We start from the raw sequence: 19779 nt of genomic DNA, 5'->3' as shown, positions 1-19779 counted from the left end.
ACAGAAGTGACTTTATTCTAAAAGAGGTGGAAATTATGACAGATTATAAAAAACAACAAGAGAGTAAGAGTCAAAAGCATATGTTTCCATCACTTCCGGAGAACATTAATTACATTGAAAACAAACTTTCCCATTCAGATGATATAAAAAAATTAGATGTTCCTTTTCAAAATGGAAAAGGAACAATCTTATATATCGAATCTTTAGCAGACCCAAATTTAATTCATCAGCTCGCTCTTGAGCCCCTATTAACTAGATCAGAGCTGTCTTTGGATAAAGTTTTTTCCACATTAAATATGAAAAAAGAAACAAATTTAAATTATGGTGTGCAGCTTTTATTACAAGGTAAATCATTATATTTTCATGAACAAGTGGAATTCTTTTGTATTTTCGAAACGGCTCTATCTTTAAAAAGAGATATAACAGAACCTGATAATGAAGGCATTGTACGTGGACCGCATACTGGTTTTGTAGAGGATTTAGCAACGAATTTAGCTTCTATTCGTAAACTCATTAAAAGTCAGAATTTAGTTGTTAAGTATTTTACACTCGGTGAAGAAATGCACACGAAAGTGGCTATCGCTTATATTCAAAATATAGCGAATGATGATCTCGTTACAGAAGTAAAAAGAAGATTACAAACGATTAAAACGGATGCATTAATGCCACCAGGCTACATACAAGAGTTTATAGAAGATACGTCTTTCTCGCCCTTTCCGCAGCAATTAAATACAGAGCGTCCAGATAGAACTGCCGCTAATTTAATGGAGGGGCGAGTTGCTATTTTATCTGACGGAGATCCAACAGCTCTTATCGTTCCTGTTACGTTATTTGCTTTCTATCAATCACCAGATGATTATAATAACCGCTGGATTGTCGGTTCTTTCATCCGAATGATTCGCTTAGTGAGTTTTTTAATTGCCTTTCTCTTACCGGCTATATATATCGCAACAGTTGCTTTTCATCCTGATGTGTTGCCACTCGAACTCGTTTATACAATTAAAGCTTCATTAGAAAAAGTACCACTCCCTCCGATTTTTGAAGCTCTCTTAATGGAGTTGATTTTCGAATTATTGCGGGAAGCTGGTATTCGTCTGCCAAGCCGAGTTGGACAAACAATCGGTATTGTAGGTGGTTTAGTAATTGGTGATGCGATTGTAAAAGCCGGACTCGTTTCTTATACGATGACCATCGTTGTAGCCTTAACTGCTATTGCTTCTTTTCTTGTTCCATCAAATGATATGAGTTCAGCAGTGCGAATTCTTCGTTTTCCATTAATGATTCTTGCTGCTATATTCGGCTATGTAGGAATATCCTTCGGTCTAATTATAACTTTCGTTCACTTATGTCAGCTTCACTCGTTTCATACACCATATCTTTCTCCCATTGCTCCAATGCGAATAAAAGATATGAAAGATTCTTTTGTAAGACTTCCAATTTGGTCGTTTTGGGAACGACCTCATGATCCAAAACCGAAAAAAATGCAGCGCCAACATGTAACGAGAGAGGATGAGAACGGTGACAAACAAACAAAATAAAATTTCGCTAGTTCAATTTACCTTTTTCGTTATTCAATGCCAAATTGGTGTCGGTATACTTGCTCTACCAAACCGTCTTCACCCTATTGCAAAAGGTGGTGGATGGATTTCCACCCTCATCGCTGGATTTGTTATTCAACTGATTATTTTACTTATGTGGCTTTTCTTAAAACGATTTCCTGATGCTGATATGTATGAAAGTATTTGTATGCTATTTGGTAATAAGTTAGGAAAACTATTAGGTTTTGCTTATGTTTTTTATGCTACCCTTATCGGTATGACGGTTATGTTAAATGCTTGTAATGTCATTAAAGTATGGATTTTGCAGGCAACTCCTTGGTATGCCATTCTCATACTATTTACAATAGCCTGTTGTCACATAGCCTATAACACATTTAAAGTTATTGTGCGATTTTATGTCATGGCTTCTATTCTCATTTTCCCAATGGCGCTTTTAATTGCACTAGGACTTACACGCGCTGATTTTTCTTATATTTTTCCACTTACAGAAGCCGGATGGTGGAATATTATTCAAGCATCAAAAGAAACAATTACAGCCATGTATGGTTTTGAAATTATTCTTATCGCTTTCCCAAAAGTAAATGGGAGTTCTGTGGCAAAACTAAAGGCAATTTCTATCGCTAATGGATTTGTAACTCTTTTTTATACTTTTACTGTTTGGATTTGCTTTATCGTATTTAGTCCAAAACAAATCGAGCTTATTCCAGAACCAGTTGCCTACTTATTACGCTCTCTTCATATTGGGATTATAGACCGAACGGACCTAATTTTCATTCCAATTTGGATGATAACTGTTGTAGCTTCTATTGCTAGTTATTACTGCGCTGCGTCAATCGGAATTGGACATATATTCAATCTTGCTGATCATAAAAAAGCTGTTCCAATTGTTGGCCTTATTTCTTTTAGTGTCGCTTTATTTATAGATACACCTGAGCAATTAAAAGTAATTGCAAATTTCACTGATAAATTCACCTATATTTTCATTGTGGTCCTCCCTCTTTTATTTCTACTCTATTCAGTAATAAGAAATAAGAAAGGAGAACAGTATGTTCCAAAAAAGAGTTAAATTGCTTTTTATACTATGTGCTAGTTCATTCCTTTCTGGCTGTTGGGATCAAGAACCATTAAGAGAGGCCCGATTAGCCTATAGCCTTGGATACGATATAACGGAAGAAAATAAACTTCAGCAAACGATTGAACTCGTAAAAAGTTCTAGCGGCGAGCAGTCTTCATTTGAGAACGAAATACACTCTGCAACTGGCTATAACATACTTGACACAAGTGACTCATTGAAAAAAAATGTAACTGGTAACATTCGATACTTTAAATATGGTGTAAAGCTATTAGGAACGAAAATACAAAAAAAGGGGATACTGCCTTATCTAGACGTTGCTTTTCGTGATCCAACAAATCCAACCGCACTAGTAAAACTTATTGCAGTTGACGGTGAAACCTCTACAATACTTGAGAAAAAAAAGGTAGGAAACTTATTAATTGGAGATTTTTTAAAGAAAAAAATCAAAAGCTTAGAAGATATGAGCGTTTTCCCAAAGGAAACTCTAGAAACAGTGGTAACAAAAATGTTAGACCCTGGTAAAGACTTCACCCTTCCTTCAATAAAACTAAAAGGAAAAGAAGTAGTAATAAATGGAATCGCCTTATTTAATAACGATAAATTAACAGGCCTTTTACCTGCTCAGCAATCCGTACTCTTCGTATTGTTAACAGGAAATATGGGGGACAGCGCACATATTACACAAAAACTTACTGGAAGTGATTCGTCTAACACATCCGATTATTTAACGTTTGAAATTAGCCATCAAAAACTAAAAAGAGAATTAAAAATAACAACTGATAAAAAAGGTACTGTTTTCGCTCATCTAAAATTGAAACTACAAGTAATAGCTCTTGAAGCTCCAAGAGATAACCTTTACAAAATAGGAGAAAGAAAAAAATTAAATAAAACCTTGTCTAAACGGCTCACGAAAGAAGCGAAAAAAATAACCAACAAACTCCAAACAGCAAATTGTGATGCTTTCGGAATCGGCAGACATCTCATCGCTTATCATCCTGACTTATGGAAGAAAAAAAATTGGAATAAAGATTACGCAAAAGTAAAATTCAAACCTGAAGTAGAGGTAAACATTTTGTATAGTGGTGTCTTAAAATAAAAGGTTGTATGCAACTTGGCATACAACCCTTTTATTTCGTATATCGATATACAATTGATTCATACGGTCTTAACGTAAGCTTTGTAATATCCTTACTGGAATCTTTATAATTTGATACTACTACTTCTTGTTTCATACCATCTAATTGAACATGAACTGGTACGGAATACGTGATTTCTTCTCCATAGAAGTTATTTACAACAAGTAATGCTTCATCATTTACAGTACGTGTATACGCCCAAATCTTAGGATGATTCTCATCTAAAATAGCATATTCTCCTTCTGTAATAACATCATATATTTTTCTTAGTTCAATTAGTTTTTTATAATAATAAAATACAGACTCTTTATCTTCTAATGCCTTCTCTACATTTATCTCTTTAAAGTTTTCAGCTACAGAAATCCAAGGTGTACTTGTTGTAAATCCACTATTCACCTCGTCATTCCACTGCATCGGAGTACGGGAATTGTCACGAGATTTTTGTTTTAAAATACTCGTAATCTCTTCTTTTGATAGCCCTTCTTCTAGCTTTATATCATATATATTTAACGATTCTACATCACGATATTGCTCGATAGATTCGAAATTAGGATTCGTCATACCGATTTCTTCGCCTTGATAAATGTAAGGCGTTCCTTGCAGCATATGCATAGCCGTTGCTAACATTTTTGCAGATTCGTTTCGGTACTTTCCATCATCACCAAAGCGTGACACGATGCGAGGCTGATCATGATTACACCAAAATAACGCATTCCATCCCCCGCCCTTTTGCATTTCAATTTGCCAATTAGACATAATTTCTTTTAATTTAATGAAATCAAATTCAGCCTTCGTCCACTTATCACCATCCGGATAATCTACTTTTAAATGATGGAAACTAAACGTCATACTTAGTTCATTGCGCTCAGGGTTTGAATATTTAATACAATTATCAATTGTCGTAGATGACATTTCTCCAACTGTAATTACCTCTTTCCCTTCAAACACATTTCGGTTCATCTCTTGTAAATATTCATGGACACGCGGACCATCTGTATAATACTTACGACCATCACTTGTCGCAGAACTTCCTTCATCATTCAAGAAACGTTGATTTTTTGAAATTAAATTAATAACATCAAGGCGGAATCCTGTTACCCCTTTATCCAGCCAAAAGCGCATCATATCATATACTTCTTCACGAAGCTTTTCATTTTCCCAATTTAAATCAGCTTGTGTTTCATCAAATAGATGTAAAAAGTATTGCTCTGTCTTCTCATCGTATTTCCAAGCAGATCCGCCAAACTTAGACTGCCAATTATTTTTTTCATCACGCCAAATATAATAATTACGATATGGATTATTTTTATCTTCCTTCGCTTCCTTAAACCACTTATGCTCCGTCGAACTGTGGTTTACAACGATATCGAGCATGATTTCAATGTTACGTGCTTTCGCTTCTTCTAAAAGCTCTTCAAACTCTTCCATCGTTCCGTAAGATGGATCAATACTGTAGTAATCACTTACATCATATCCATTATCATTTTGTGGTGATTCGTATATCGGTGTTAACCAAATATAATCCACTCCAAGTTCTTTTAAATAATCTAGCTTCTCTGTAACTCCTTTTATATCACCAGTTTCTTTATTGTAATAGCTATTAAAGCTCTTCGGATAAATTTGATAGACCACACTTTTATGCCAATCTTTCATACTTAACTTCCTCCTACTTCTGTTTTACTCTTTTTGCAAATAACCATGTTAACGTAAATGGGATTACAACCGCGATTATCATTCCTACAATAAACATTGGAATCGATTTCGGAATGATAGAAATAAATGCTGGTAATCCTCCAATTCCGATAGCAGGTGCTAATACACCATTTAACGTAATAAATATCGCTGCCACAGCCGATCCTATAATCGCTGCATAGAACGGGAATTTTTTTCGTAAGTTCACACCAAACATCGCTGGCTCTGTAATACCGAAGTACGCTGAGATTGCTGATGTCGATGCCATACTTTTATCATTTTGATTTTTAGAAATCCAGAACATCGCTAGTGCCGCACTACCTTGCGCAATGTTAGAAAGAGCGATCATTGGCCAAATAAATGTACCACCATGTTGTGCGATTAATTGCAAGTCGATTGCAATAAACATATGATGCATACCTGTAATTACAAGCGGTGCATATAATGCTCCAAACAATACTGCTCCAACTACTGGTACTGTTTCATATACACCTACTAATCCAGCTGTTAATAAATCTCCAATATGACGTGTAACTGGACCAATAATTCCTAATGCTAACACACCTGTTACAACAATCGTTGTAATTGGTACAACTAATAATTGAATTGCATTTGGTACATGTTTCTTTAAAAAGATTTCTACTTTACTTAATACAAATGCTGCTACTAAGACCGGCAAGATTTGCCCTTGATACCCTACCTTTTCAATTTGAAATAATCCTAAAATATCGAAGTACTCAATCTTCTGTCCCTCTAAACCAGTTGCTGCTTTTCCATAATCCCACGCGTTTAATAAAGCCGGATGCACAAGCATTAAGCCCATAACAATCCCTAGTATTGGACTACCACCAAAACGCTTCGTTGCTGACCAACCGACAAGCGCTGGTAAGAATACGAATGCTGTATTCGCCATCATATTAATTAAATCCCAAAGCCCACTTAAGTTTGGATATACATCTAATAAATTTTTACCTTCAAAGAATAAGTCCTTCGCCCCTAATAGATTGTTAATTCCCATTAGTAAACCAGCTGTTACGATTGCTGGTAATATCGGCATAAATACATCTGAAAACACTTTTACAAACTTTTGAGCTGGGTTTAACTTTTGATTTCCAGAATCTTTTACGTCAGCTACTGTCGCTTCCTTCATACCTGCAAGCGTTATCAATTCAGCGTAAACACGATCTACATCCCCTGGACCGATTACAATTTGAAATACCCCAGCGTTATGAAACGCTCCCTTTACTAAGGAAACAGACTGTAATTTATCATTATCTATTTTACTTTCATCCTTTAAAGCGATACGGAGCCTCGTTACACAGTGCGCAGCTTGTTCAATATTGTCTTTTCCACCAATATACTGCAACACTTCCTCTGCTGTTTTACGATAGTCTTTCCCCATATTCCCGTCCCTCTTTTCTTTTTTTGATACCGTTTACACTTACATATTAACTCGTATATATAAGTTAGTCAACACTCGTATATACGAGTTAGCGTTTTTTTATAAAGTGAAACTTTAATCATCCCTCACCAATCGGGTGTTTACAGGTAGCTTGATCCACCTAACTTCTTTTCTCCTGCCAAATTTTAAGGTGGGAATAGCGGGATAAAAAAAAGAGATGAAACAATATTTTGTTTCATCTCTTTACTTTCTCCGCGCCACATCTGAAAAGTGAAAAATATCTAAGCGGTGGCGTGATTCTGTATATTCGAACTGACTACCATCGTACAAGTGTGTAAAGTTTTTCACAACGACAACATAGTCTGTTCCATTTAAATCTAAATACTTTCTGTCATCCTCTGTACACGGCTGTACTTCGATTACCCTCTGTGAATAGCTAATATGTAACCCTAGTTCTTTCTCAATGTATTTATAAATTGATGCAGTTGCGATTTCTCTCGTTAACCCTGGGATAAATTCAGATACAAAATGATTGATATCTAAAATTACTTTTTCTCCATCAATATTTCGTACACGTTTAATATGATCGATTTCTGTTTTTTCTTTCACATTTAACAGTTTTGCAACTTCTTTTGTCGCTTCTTCTTTCTCCATTTCCACAACTTCTGTAATACAATGACGTCCTAAACGCTCATTTTCTTCTTGAAAACTTACAATGCCACCGAAGTTAAACTCAATATTTTTTCGCTTTAAAACAAAAACACCTTTTCCATGTATTTTTTGAACATATCCACGCTCTTGCAATAAATCAACTGCTTTTCTTACAGTACCTCGGCTTGCCTCATACTGCTTCATTAATTCAGTTTCTGATGGGATTTTGCATCCCTCTTTTAATTGCTTATTATCAATAGACTTGCTGATTTCTGTATAAATTTGTTCATACTTACTCATCATCTACAATAGCCCCTTGTCACCTTCTAATTCTATATGTATTATACCACGCTACACTCTTCTGCCAATCTCTCACTTATTTTCCAGTATAGGAAAAATAAAGGTAAATATTTAATCTCTAAAACGTATTTTTATAAAAAGTTTTATATTTTTCTTTTCATTCAAAAAAGCATGTAGTATACTAATTTCAAAATCAGAGGAGAAAGGGAGCAAAGAACTATGCTTACTTATACAACAATTGTAGTTACATTTGCACAAAAACATCATCATCATACGTAACCCTTGAAACCTAGCGGAAAAATTACGCGTAGGTACAAGGGTTATTCCCATTGTACCTACGCTTTGGCAAAGAGCCATGTAGGTATTTTTTATCTACATGGCTCTTTTTTTATTACCCAAAAAGCTAGTAAAAAATGATGTTTAAGCAAACCTTACTACAAAGGAGTTAACAAAAATGGAAACGAAAAAATGGGGATTATGGATTTTAACAGCTTTTGTTATCGGAAATATGGTTGGCGGTGGCGTGTTTATGCTCCCAGCAAATTTAGCACAAGTATCAGGTCCGATGGGTTCTACACTTGCATGGAGTATTACAGGACTTGGCGTATTTATGATTGCACTCGTATTTGGAAATTTAGCAATCCGTAAACCAGAATTAAAAGCAGGACCACAAAGTTACGCTCAAGCAATGTTCCCTTCAAAAAAAGCAGGTAAAGTTGCAGGATATAGTATGGCATGGGGATATTGGGCTGCGAACTGGGCTGCAACAGCATCTGTTATTATTTCCTTTGCTGGATATTTATCAACATTCTTTCCAGTTTTACAAAGTAAGCAAATCCTTTTTTCAACGAACGGATTTTCACTAGAACTCGGAAAAGCTTTAACTTTCCTCGTATGTAGCCTTATGTTATGGGGAATTCAATATATTCTTTCTCAAAATATTGACCAGGCTGGTAACATGAACCTTCTTGCTACTATCGCAAAAATTATTGGATTTACAATGTTTATTGTGATTACATTATTCATTTTCAATGCCTCTAATTTTGGAGACGGTCAAACATTTATGAATGAAGCTGGACAATCTATTTCGTTAGGTGGGCAAATTAATTCAGCTGCTATCGCAACACTTTGGGCATTTATCGGTATTGAGTCTGCTGTAATGCTTTCAAACCGTGCAAAATCTCAGCGCGATGTAAAGAAGGCTACGATTTTCGGCTTAATTATCGCTCTTCTTATTTACATGTCAATTACTTTACTTACAATGGGAGCTCTTCCGCAAGATGCTTTAAAGGAATCTCAAAAACCATTAGTAGACGCATTAAATTTAGCAATTGGCAATAAAGGTGCCTACATCATGGCTTTACTTGCACTTGTATCTTTGTTTGGATCTACTGTTGGTTGGATTGTTGTGAGTTCAGAAGTACCTTACCAGGCAGCAAAAAATGGACTTTTCCCTAAGTTTTTCGGCAAAACAAATAAAAAAGGAAGTCCTTCAAAATCATTACTCATTACAAATGTAATGACACAAATTTTCTTATTTTCAACGATTTCTGGTTCTGTTTCAGAAGCATATAATTTCGCTATCATCGTAGCAACATTAGCATATTTAATTCCATACCTTGTTTCTACCTTGTACCAATTAAAATTAGTTATTACAGGAGAAACGTATGATGTAATGCCAGGCTCTCGAGTAAAAGATGGAATCATTACTATATTGGCATTGGTATACTCCATTTGGGTTATCAAAACGGGAACAGCTGATTTAAAAACATTCTTCTTAGGAATTGGATTGTTTATATTAGGTCTGATTCTTTACCCAATACTAATGAGAGACTCACAAAAAACAAATTAAAAAAAGAGAAGCTTCTGGCTTCTCTTTTTTATTAGAAATCTGTAATTAACTTTCCTTTTAACTCTCCTACAGATAAAGGTTTCGCATAATAAAATCCTTGTACGTAATCACAACCCATGGATTGTAGTAAACTTTCTTGTTCTACGTTTTCTACCCCTTCAGCAACTACTGCTAAATTTAAACTATGGGCAATTTCAATAACAGATTTTACAATTGTTCGCTCTGGTTGCGCGTGTTCATAATGGAATTCACGAATAAAATTACGATCAATTTTTACGATATCAAGTGGTAGTTGTTTTAAATAATATAAAGAAGAATAGCCCGTTCCAAAATCATCTAAAGCAATTAAAACGCCCATACTTCTGATTTCTTGTAATGTAGCGATAATATAATCGAAATGGCGAACAGCAATACTTTCCGTTATTTCTAAAATTAAACGATTCGGAGGAAAACCTGTTCTCCTTAAAATACTACGTACAGACAAAATAAAACGCTTTTGCATTAATTGTTGTATCGATAAATTCACTGATAATTTTAATCCTTCTTCATACTCTGGTAATGTTTTAAACAATCGGCATGATTTTTCTAATACCCAGTCCCCTAGTTTTATAATAAGTCCACACTCTTCAGCTACAGGGATAAATTCACTTGGTGAAATAGGACCTTCTGCTGTCGTACAGCGTACTAATGCCTCAACACCAGTATATTTCTTCGTTTTCAAATCAATGATAGGTTGTAATGCCACATCTAATTCTTCATCACGAATTGCCTTTTGCAAGGCGAACTCAATCTTCATTCTACGATTTATTTTGGCACGTAACTCATCTGTAAAGAAACACGCCGCGTTCCTGCCTTGTTCTTTCGCACTGTACATAGCTAAATCCGAATTTTTCAATAGTGTTTCCACATCTTGTCCATCTTGTGGATATGAACAAAGCCCTAGACTAGCTGAAATGTATACTTCATGACCTTCCAGCATAAATGGTGCCTGAAAACATGACAATACAGATGTCGCTAGCTGCCTCATCTCATCTTGTGTATGTTTTTTTGTTAACAGTACAAATTCATCTCCACCAAGCCTAGCCAGAACATCTTTCTCTCCTAACACATAATGCAATCGTGAAGCGACTTCACTTAAAAGTAAATCTCCTATCATATGACCTAACGTATCATTTACTAATTTAAAACGATCTAAATCAAAGTAAATCATACCAAATTCTATTTTCTCTACAATCATCTTATTTACAGTCGTAATTAACTGTAAACGATTTGGTAAACTCGTTAACGCATCATGGTATGCAAGTTCTCTATATCGACTTTCGCTTAACCGTAATCTTTGTTCTGCTTCTTTTCTACTACTAATATCATTTCGGATCGCAATAAACTGATATGGCTCTCCTTTTTCATTTAAAAATGGAACAATTGTTGTTTTAACCCAATAATATGTACCATCTTTTGCTTTATTTCGAATTTCTCCTGTCCAAACTTTTCCATTCAAAATACGCTTCCATAGTATTTGAAAAAATGCTTTCGGATGATATCCTGAATTTAAAATACGATGATCTTTTCCCATTAGCTCTTCTCTTGTATATTTAGAGATTTCACAAAACTTATCATTTACATATGTAATAAGACCTTTTCGATCTGTAATTGCAACAATTGAAGACTCATCTAATGCCATCTTTAAATCTCGCAATGAAGAGTCATATAATGCATGACCTCTTTGTTCTAGCATGCGCATCTCTCCTTGCTTCCTATCTGACTAAAACACAACTCGTTTCTCTTCATAGAAATAGAGATATTTCATTTCCTCATAATAGACCTTTACATAAACAATAGTTTTAAATAGGCCGATTAAAATAACATAATATTATTTGTAGTAAAAAGCAATATAATACCGTTTCAATTATAAGTAGTAGCTTCTCATCTCTCTGATTGTCTTTCCTTATTATACTGCATTCATTCTCTTACGTTCCTTTAACTAGCTCTATTCAACTAATTCCTCTTATATTTAACTTCTATTCCTTACATATCAGAATAGAAGTTAAAACATACTATACAATTATTCGCGAATAATAATATAAAAATCTAAATAGGTATATATGTTTTTGAATTACAATAACAAAATATTAACATATTTCCACCTTTATTTTGGAAGTATTTTATAAATAATTACAGTATTAAACTAAAAAAAGAGGATCACCTCTTTTTTTAGTCTAATACTGGTATGGTATTTGCTGATAACTTGGGTATGGAACTGGATATGGTGCTGGATATGTTACCGGGTACGGTGCTGGATAATAGCCTCCACTTGTTGCACCTGTTAATGCACCTGCTGTAAGCCCGCCTAACATGCCTCCTGCAAAACTTCCAGGGGAAAATCCGCCACCCCAAGAGCCACCTCCCCAGCCCCATCCACCACCGTGATGATGATGATGATCATAATGATTGTGTCCACCATGATGATTATGTCCGCCGTGATTATGGTACCCTCCATGATGATTACGATAATACAAACCGTTATGTTCTATATAGTTCATTTTTCCTCTCTCCTTTTCAAGTTCCTCGCCTTAATAAGTGTTGTATGAATAATATGGATCTTGTTGATAACCTGTATAATAAGAATAATCCTGGTAATATGGATAACTATATCCCCCATGACCAAATCCTCCAATTGGACGACCATACATTTTATTCATCCCCCTTTTCTATATCAAGACGTAATAATATACTGTATGTAGGACAAATGCGGAAAGTATAGGGAAATACCTATATTTTGTAAAAAACAAAAAACACTTTATAATAAAAATGTCACATTATATCTCCTATTTAAAAAGTCTATATTCAAGAAAGATTAGAGGAATTATATAAAAATGAAGAAACCTATCGTTCAATTATTATTAGTATTTACAATTGTATCTATCGTTCTTTTACTTTTAGATATATCAGCTATCTCGCTATATACATTCGTGGGTGCGCTATGGTCTATAACAATCGTAGGGATTTCATTCGTTATTTTTATCGAAAATAGGTCTCCCCAAAGCACATTAGCTTGGTTTTTAGTATTGGCGCTTCTACCTATTATCGGGGTACTTTTATACTCTATTTTCGGTCGTAGCCGTTGGAGAAGAAAAAAACATCTCCATCGTTCAGAAGAACAAAGAAAATTATTCCGTGAAATATTAGAAGGAAGAAGATTAGAATTATCACTCACCGTTCCGTTACATGAACGTTCCGTACATTTAACAGAAGTCGTGCAAAAATTTGGAGGCGGTCCTGCCGCAGATAGAACAACGACAAAACTTTTAACAAACGGGGATCAAACATTCTCAGAAATTTTGCAAGCTATCGAGCAGGCAAAACATCACATACATATTCAATACTATATTTATAAATCTGATGAAATTGGTACAAAAGTACGAGATGCGTTAATAAAAAAAGCAAAAGCTGGTGTTATTGTACGCTTCCTTTTTGATGGACTCGGAAGTAATACGTTAAGAAGGCGATTTTTACAGCCTATGAAAGAAGCTGGTATTGAAATTGTAGAATTTGACCCTATTTTTTCAGCTTGGTTACTTGAAACAGTCAATTATCGTAACCATCGTAAAATCGTCATTGTAGATGGAGAAATTGGTTTTACCGGCGGGCTCAACGTCGGCGATGAATATCTTGGCCGTTCAAAAAAATTCCCAGTTTGGCGTGATAGTCATTTAAAAATAGAAGGAAAAGCATTGTATAAATTACAAGCAATCTTTTTAGAAGACTGGCTCTATGCCTCTAGCGGGTTGAATACTTATTCTTGGGAGCAATTTATGAATAGACAGTACTTCCCAGGGAAAGAAATTTCAAGTGCAGAAGGTGCTGTGCAAATTGTAGCGAGTGGACCAAGCTCTGATGATAAAAGCATTCGCAATACATTATTAGCAGTTATGGGCTCTGCAAAAAAATCAATTTGGATCGCTACACCATACTTTATTCCAGATCAAGAAACGTTAACATTATTACGCTTAAGTGCGATTTCTGGAATAGATGTACGCATTTTATATCCAGGTAAAAGTGACAGTATTATTAGCGATCAAGCATCTCAATCCTATTTCACTCCACTTCTAAAAGCCGGTGCTTCCATTTACAGTTATAAAGATGGTTTTATGCACGCCAAAATTGTACTCGTTGATGATAAAATTGCAACAATCGGTACCGCAAATATGGATGTACGCAGTTTTGAATTGAATTATGAAATTATAAGTGTACTTTATGAATCAGAAACTGTGCATGATATTAAGCGAGATTTTGAAGAAGACTTTAAGCATTCTACTGAAATTAAATGGAACTCGTTCCAAAAAAGAAGTATAAAAAAACGAATATTGGAGTCTTTTATGAGGCTCATTTCTCCATTACTATAAGCAATCAATGTATTATTGATTGCTTTTTCTTTTATATTTGTCCTTCTCCTTTTCTTTGCATACCATATTAAAACAAGTTATCATAAGATGTATTGCTTTATGAAAATAATGTTAGGTGGGAAATACATGTTAGAAAAATTTCATATACATGCTGATTTAAAACAGCAGCTTTCTACAATTCATGAAAAGAATAAGCAAGAAGCTGGTGAAAATGCACATTTAATCGGTACAAAAATATATAAAGCGTCTGATAACAGCATTATCGAAGATGCTATTACAGCACTTCTTCTTGGCAAAAACATTCTATTAAAAGGGCCGACTGGTAGTGGTAAAACAGTACTAGCAGAAACTCTTTCTTCTTTATTCCAAAAACCAATGCATAGCATTAACTGCTCTGTCGACTTAGATGTAGAAGGTATTTTAGGATACAACACATTGCAAACGAAAGATGGTGCATCTGAAGTAACATTCGTTAACGGTCCTCTTATGAAAGCAATGAAGAACGGTCATTTCCTATATATTGATGAAATCAATATGGCAAAACCTGAAACGTTACCACTTCTTCACGGTGCATTAGATTACCGTAAAATGATTACAAACCCGTTTACACAAGAAGTTGTATACGGCGATGACGAATATCGTGTAATCGCTGCGATTAATGAAGGTTACGTTGGGACAAGCGAACTAAACGAAGCATTAAAAAATCGTTTCGTTATTATTGAAGTTCCTTACATCCAAGGTGATACATTAAAAGAACTATTATTAGCAGAATCAAAATTAAAAGATACTGCAACAATTGAAAAATTCGTTGCATTTGCAAGCGACCTTATGCCTTTAGCTCACGATGGACGTGTAAGTGAAGAAGCTGCCAGTATTCGTGGCATTATCGACGCATGTGATTTAGGTGTATATATTCCTGTTATGCGTGCAATTGAACGAAGCATTATTGCAAAATTAAATGATGAAACAGAACAAATGACTGTCCGTGAATTAGCAGAAAGTTATTTCTTTGAGGGATAATTCATGAGACAAATTTTTAGTGACAAAAAAATTGATGCGTCGCTGTTTCTACAAATGGAAAACTTAATGTATGCCCTTCTAAAGGAAGACGATGCCTACCTTGAATATGGCTATAAAGCATACTACGACGAGCTTGAAAAGAAAGTTGTCATTAGTCACTTTTGGGATGATCGAAAAGAAGAAGATACAGTAATCGGATTAAAAAGCGAAGTGTTCTTAAAAGCACTTGGCAATAAACATTACTCGGACATGACTTTAATTCGTTCTTATGCGATTGAATTGCAAGAATCGCCCCTAAAAAAGTTTTTAACCCAATTATTTGTTCTATTAGAAGATTTACGCGTTGAGGAAATCGTAAAAAGCTTACGCCCTGGCACAAAGCATATTTTTAGACGCCGAAAAGAAATGTATCGCAATTACTTCGGCTCACAAAATGAAATAAACCGTGTTCGTAACTATCATGGCGATCGTCTATTTTGTCTCTGTTACCTTTCATTAACGAGCGACAAATATGAAATGTTTAATAATGAATATTTCGAGCAAATTGAAGCTATTCTGCATGAAACATTCCAAGCTCGTAATACGGAAGATATTATGTATATCGTTGAGAAAATTCGCTATCGCTTAGAGGAGCTTCTTGAAAGTGATATGCTTAACAACTATTTCGGGCATGCACCGCTTTATTTATCTGTCATTGCAGACGAAAAAAACTGTCGCGTCGAAGATTTAGCAAATGATGATACGCAGCTCATAGATGACGATGAAAATAAAAACAAAATGGATGAAAGCTTCTCAACATGGCACCGTGAAAATAAAAACAATGAAAACGAGAATTTCTTACGCTTTGAATTAGAAAGCGGAACAAAGACAAATATGATGGGTGATACTGCTCGTGAATCGGAAGATGGCGATCAGGCACTAGGTTCCGTACAAGGTACTTCTCAAAAAAGTACACAATCTAACTTTGATGGTGCTAACACAGAAGAAGCACGAGCTTCACACGCTTCTAGCCAAAACGACGGTGCATACGGTAAGTATAACACTGGCGCTTCTCATACATTTAAAGAAGCACGTAAACCAAATCCTGACGAGAAAAAAGATTACCAAGCTATCAAATCAGTCGTTAATAAAGATGTAAAAGAATTAAAGAAAATTATCGAAAAAACGATTGAAAATAAAACAAACGCAAACAGTGATAAATATTACGGAAGACTTCGTAAGAAATTCCTTCGTATTTATACTGAAAAGCAGCCTCGCATGTTTTATAAAAAAGGGCAAGAATCACAAGAGCTCGACGTTGCATTCCAACTACTAGTGGACTGCTCTGGTTCTATGTATAACAAAATGGAAGAAACGAAAAAGAGTGTGGTCCTATTCCATGAAGCGTTGAAATCTTTAAAAATCCCGCACGCTATTAGCGGATTTTGGGAAGATGCTTCTAGTGCTAAACCTGAAGATAAGCCGAACGTTATCCATGAAGTTGTAACGTATAAAAACTCAACGTTACCAAACGTTGGTCCCGAAATTATGCAGCTTCGTGAAGAAGAAGATAATCGCGATGGATATATTATTCGTATCGTTTCTGAAAAGCTTGCAAAAAGACCAGAAAAGCATAAATTCTTACTTGTCTTCACAGACGGTGAGCCTTCTGCACTAGACTACCAACAAGACGGTATTTTAGATACGCATGAAGCTGTCAAACTTGCTCGTAAAAGTGGTATGGAAGTAATCGGAATCTTCATCGAAGAAGGCGAAGCGAAAGAAGCAACTTATCAATTAATGAAGAACATTTATAACCATCACTTCTTAGTTGCAAATCACGCTGAAGATTTACGATTGAAGATTAAACCGCTATTGAAAAAGTTATTACTGAAGACGATTGAATAGAAAAACAGGAGCGTTGTCGCTCCTGTTTTTTTCTTTCAATCACTTTGTTTCTGGTTGAAACTTGTATGGAATGGCTATTTCTAATAATGATTCAAATCCCCCGTCATAGTATGGGAATCGCTCATTTGCGATTGTTCGATCCACCCACTCTATTGCAGAAATTTCCTCTTCATCTTCTGCCATAAGTTCACCTTTTACTACATTTGCTCGGAATGTAAAAAATAGCGCATGATTCCCTGACTCTTTAAAGAATTTTTCATTGATCGCAACAAGTCCACCTAACGTAGCAGTTAAACCTGTCTCTTCTTTCACTTCTCTTATTAGTGCTTCCTCTAATATTTCACCTTTTTCCACAGCCCCGCCTGGCAATGACCAAACGTTTTGTTCTACATTATGTACCATTAATATTTTATCTTTTTCTTCATCATGTATGAGTGCATATACGACATCAACTCTTTGCATGTTGCTTTTCTTCCTTCCTAAAATAATGAAGAGCCAATTCCTAAGAATTGGCTCTTCCTATTAATTCATTACTAACTCAGCTATGTGCTTTTTTTTTAACTTAGCCAACATGTCCGTTGTCATTTTGTCTAAATCGTATTCTGCTTTAAAGCCCCACTCTTGCATTGCCGCAGTTGCGTCAATAGAGTTTGGCCAGCTATCAGCGATTGTTTGACGAGCAGAGTCTACTGCGTAATCCATTGTAAACGTCGGAATGTGTTTACGAATTGACGCTGCGATTTGCTCTGGCTCGAAGCTCATTGCTGTAATGTTAAACGCATTTCTATGCACTAATTTATTTGGATCAGCTTCCATTAATGAAATGATTGCTTGTAAAGCATCAGGCATATACATCATATCCATGTATGTTCCCTCTGCAATGTATGAGGTGTATGTGCCTTTTTTAATTGCCTCATAATAAATTTCAACTGCATAATCAGTTGTTCCGCCTCCTGGAGGAGCTACGTAAGAAATTAAACCTGGGAAACGTACACCGCGCGTATCAACGCCAAACTTTTGATGGTAGTAATCACATAGTAATTCTCCTGCTACTTTGTTTACCCCATACATCGTAGTAGGACGTTGGATTGTGTCTTGTGGCGTATTATCTTTCGGCGTTGATGGCCCGAATGCACCGATAGAGCTTGGCGTGAAGAACTTACAGTTTAATTCACGAGCTGCTTCTAGAGCATTTACCAGTCCGCCCATATTTAAATTCCAAGCAAATAACGGATTTTTTTCCGCTGTTGCTGAAAGTAACGCTGCTAAATGAATAATTGTATCTACTTCATTACGCTTTGCAATATCATGTAACTTTTGTCCATCTGTTACATCTAACGTTTCAAATGGACCAGACGTTACTACTTCGCTATCTGTTTCACGAATATCTGTTGCAATAACGTTCGATGCACCGTATACATCACGAAGTTTCATTACAAGTTCAGAACCAATTTGCCCTAAAGAACCGGTTACTAGAATTTTTTTCATTTTTCCCACTCCTCATTTGCAAGCTATTCAAAAGATGTCGTTATTTAAATGATACCCATTTCTTTCCCTACTTTTTCATACTTACGAATTGCTTCATCTAACATTTCTTTCGTATGAGCTGCTGTAGGCATATTACGAACGCGGCCCGTTCCTTTTGCCACAGTTGGGAATACAATAGATTTTGCGTATACGCCTTCTTCATTTAGACGTTTACTAAATTCTTGTGTTAATACTTCATCACCAATAATACAAGGTGTAATTGGTGTTTCGCTTTCTCCAATGTTAAAGCCAAGTTCTTTTAGCCCTTGTTTTAAATAGCGACCATTTTCCCATAGACGATCATGCAGTTCTGTGCTTTCCATTAAGATTTCAATTGATCTCATGCAAGCTGCTGCATCAGCTGGTGTTAACGCTGTAGAGAATAAGAATGGGCGTGAACGAACTTTTAACCAATCAATTAAGTTTTGTTTCCCAGCTACATATCCACCAATTACCCCAATTGCTTTTGATAATGTACCAATTTGGAAATCAACTTTATCAGACAGACCGAAGTGCTTTACAGTTCCTGCACCTTTGCCAAGTACACCTGAACCATGTGCATCATCTACGTATGTCATTAAATCTAATTCTTCTGCAATCTCAACAATTTCTGGTAGTTTTGCAACATCTCCATCCATTGAAAAGACACCATCTGTAATTACCATTAATTTATTGTAAAGACCTGATTCTTTCGCCGCAATGGCTTTTTGGCGTAAATCTTCCATATCAGAATGCTTATATACAATAATTTTTGCTTTTGATAGACGACTACCATCAATAATAGATGCATGATTTAATTCATCTGAAAGAATCGCATCATTTTTATCCATAACAGCTGAAATCGCTGCCATATTACAGTTGAACCCTGATTGATAAGCAATCGCTGCTTCTGTATGTTTAAACTTTGCAATTGTTTCTTCCAATTTAATATGCAAATCTAAAGTACCGTTAATTGTACGAACAGCTCCTGCTCCAACGCCGTACTTATGAATGGCACCAATTGCTGCTTCTTGCAAACGGCTATCTGTCGCTAATCCAAGATAGTTGTTTGAAGATAAGTTAATATATTCTTTTCCGGCAATTGTAATAATCGGTCCATTTGAACTCTCAAGCGGATCAATTACGTTATAAAGCCCCTTTGATTTTAAATCCTCTAAATTCTCTTCTAAAAATTTCGCAAGTGTTTTACTAGACATCGTGAAGCCTCCCATCGTTCATGTAAGCGAATTATTGTCTTAATAGTTCTAATAATTCCTCTACTAGCTTAACACGTTT

General features: G+C 35.5%; 15 protein-coding genes. 7 read left to right on the top strand and 8 right to left on the bottom strand.

Annotated features, from left to right (window positions below):
- Positions 1 to 35 precede the first annotated feature (35 nt).
- Genes gerKA through ACQKNI_RS22120 form a run of 3 tightly spaced genes read left to right on the top strand, consistent with a single transcriptional unit; the run spans position 36 to position 3730 of the window.
- Complete coding sequence (gene gerKA, locus ACQKNI_RS22130) at positions 36 to 1538, top strand: spore germination protein GerKA (protein ID WP_427282690.1); 1503 nt, start codon at positions 36 to 38, stop codon at positions 1536 to 1538.
- Entirely contained in the window at positions 1519 to 2625 is a 1107-nt protein-coding gene (locus ACQKNI_RS22125; RefSeq protein WP_088232524.1) for a GerAB/ArcD/ProY family transporter, read from the top strand. The genes gerKA and ACQKNI_RS22125 overlap by 20 nt, the downstream gene beginning before the upstream one ends.
- Positions 2606 to 3730 carry a Ger(x)C family spore germination protein gene (locus ACQKNI_RS22120; RefSeq protein ID WP_088232523.1) on the top strand — a complete coding sequence of 375 codons (1125 nt, stop codon included), beginning with the start codon at positions 2606 to 2608 and terminating at the stop codon, positions 3728 to 3730. Before ACQKNI_RS22125 ends, ACQKNI_RS22120 begins: the two co-directional genes overlap by 20 nt.
- A gap of 31 nt (positions 3731 to 3761) precedes the next feature.
- On the opposite strand, the gene treC is transcribed toward ACQKNI_RS22120, so the two are convergent.
- The 3 genes from treC to treR form a co-directional block, all read right to left on the bottom strand.
- Positions 3762 to 5423, bottom strand: coding sequence for an alpha,alpha-phosphotrehalase (treC, locus tag ACQKNI_RS22115; RefSeq protein ID WP_088232522.1), 1662 nt, complete (start codon positions 5421 to 5423; stop codon positions 3762 to 3764).
- Between the two features lie 13 nt (positions 5424 to 5436).
- Entirely contained in the window at positions 5437 to 6864 is a 1428-nt protein-coding gene (gene treP, locus ACQKNI_RS22110; RefSeq protein ID WP_088232521.1) for a PTS system trehalose-specific EIIBC component, read from the bottom strand.
- 243 nt (positions 6865 to 7107) lie between these two features.
- Positions 7108 to 7818 (bottom strand): trehalose operon repressor, encoded by a 711-nt coding sequence (gene treR / locus ACQKNI_RS22105; RefSeq protein WP_088232520.1) that lies wholly within the window; start codon positions 7816 to 7818, stop codon positions 7108 to 7110.
- 451 nt (positions 7819 to 8269) lie between these two features.
- Here treR and ACQKNI_RS22100 point away from each other — a divergent pair, with 451 nt between their 5' ends.
- Positions 8270 to 9667, top strand: a complete 1398-nt coding sequence (locus ACQKNI_RS22100; protein WP_088232519.1) for an amino acid permease — start codon at positions 8270 to 8272, stop codon at positions 9665 to 9667.
- Between the two features lie 31 nt (positions 9668 to 9698).
- Here ACQKNI_RS22100 and ACQKNI_RS22095 read toward each other — a convergent pair whose 3' ends face one another.
- Together ACQKNI_RS22095 and ACQKNI_RS22090 are read right to left on the bottom strand one after the other, a co-directional pair.
- The gene (locus ACQKNI_RS22095; RefSeq protein WP_088232518.1) at positions 9699 to 11402 is read right to left on the bottom strand and encodes a putative bifunctional diguanylate cyclase/phosphodiesterase; all 1704 of its coding nucleotides are present in this window, start codon (positions 11400 to 11402) and stop codon (positions 9699 to 9701) included.
- A 481-nt stretch (positions 11403 to 11883) separates the two neighbouring features.
- Positions 11884 to 12207: a cobalt transporter gene (locus ACQKNI_RS22090; protein ID WP_088232517.1), complete on the bottom strand. Its 324-nt coding sequence runs from the start codon at positions 12205 to 12207 to the stop codon at positions 11884 to 11886.
- A gap of 333 nt (positions 12208 to 12540) precedes the next feature.
- Here ACQKNI_RS22090 and ACQKNI_RS22085 point away from each other — a divergent pair, with 333 nt between their 5' ends.
- The 3 genes from ACQKNI_RS22085 (at position 12541) to ACQKNI_RS22075 (ending at position 16977) form a co-directional block, all read left to right on the top strand.
- Entirely contained in the window at positions 12541 to 14070 is a 1530-nt protein-coding gene (locus tag ACQKNI_RS22085; RefSeq protein WP_088232516.1) for a cardiolipin synthase, read from the top strand.
- Between the two features lie 126 nt (positions 14071 to 14196).
- Positions 14197 to 15090: an ATP-binding protein gene (locus tag ACQKNI_RS22080; RefSeq protein ID WP_088232515.1), complete on the top strand. Its 894-nt coding sequence runs from the start codon at positions 14197 to 14199 to the stop codon at positions 15088 to 15090.
- Between the two features lie 3 nt (positions 15091 to 15093).
- Entirely contained in the window at positions 15094 to 16977 is a 1884-nt protein-coding gene (locus ACQKNI_RS22075; RefSeq protein WP_088232514.1) for a vWA domain-containing protein, read from the top strand.
- A gap of 39 nt (positions 16978 to 17016) precedes the next feature.
- Here the strand turns inward: ACQKNI_RS22075 and ACQKNI_RS22070 are convergent, their stop codons facing one another.
- The 3 genes from ACQKNI_RS22070 to ACQKNI_RS22060 are packed head-to-tail and all read right to left on the bottom strand — an operon-like array spanning position 17017 to position 19700.
- Positions 17017 to 17439: an NUDIX hydrolase gene (locus tag ACQKNI_RS22070; protein WP_088232513.1), complete on the bottom strand. Its 423-nt coding sequence runs from the start codon at positions 17437 to 17439 to the stop codon at positions 17017 to 17019.
- Positions 17440 to 17499: 60 nt separating this feature from the next.
- Positions 17500 to 18465: an L-threonine 3-dehydrogenase gene (locus ACQKNI_RS22065; RefSeq protein WP_088232512.1), complete on the bottom strand. Its 966-nt coding sequence runs from the start codon at positions 18463 to 18465 to the stop codon at positions 17500 to 17502.
- 44 nt (positions 18466 to 18509) lie between these two features.
- Positions 18510 to 19700: a glycine C-acetyltransferase gene (locus tag ACQKNI_RS22060; RefSeq protein WP_088232511.1), complete on the bottom strand. Its 1191-nt coding sequence runs from the start codon at positions 19698 to 19700 to the stop codon at positions 18510 to 18512.
- Positions 19701 to 19779: the final 79 nt, after the last annotated feature.

This window comes from Bacillus sp. NPDC094064, from assembly GCF_050279585.1.
Taxonomy (GTDB): domain Bacteria; phylum Bacillota; class Bacilli; order Bacillales; family Bacillaceae_G; genus Bacillus_A.
This window is presented reverse-complemented; position numbering and strand designations above follow the sequence as displayed.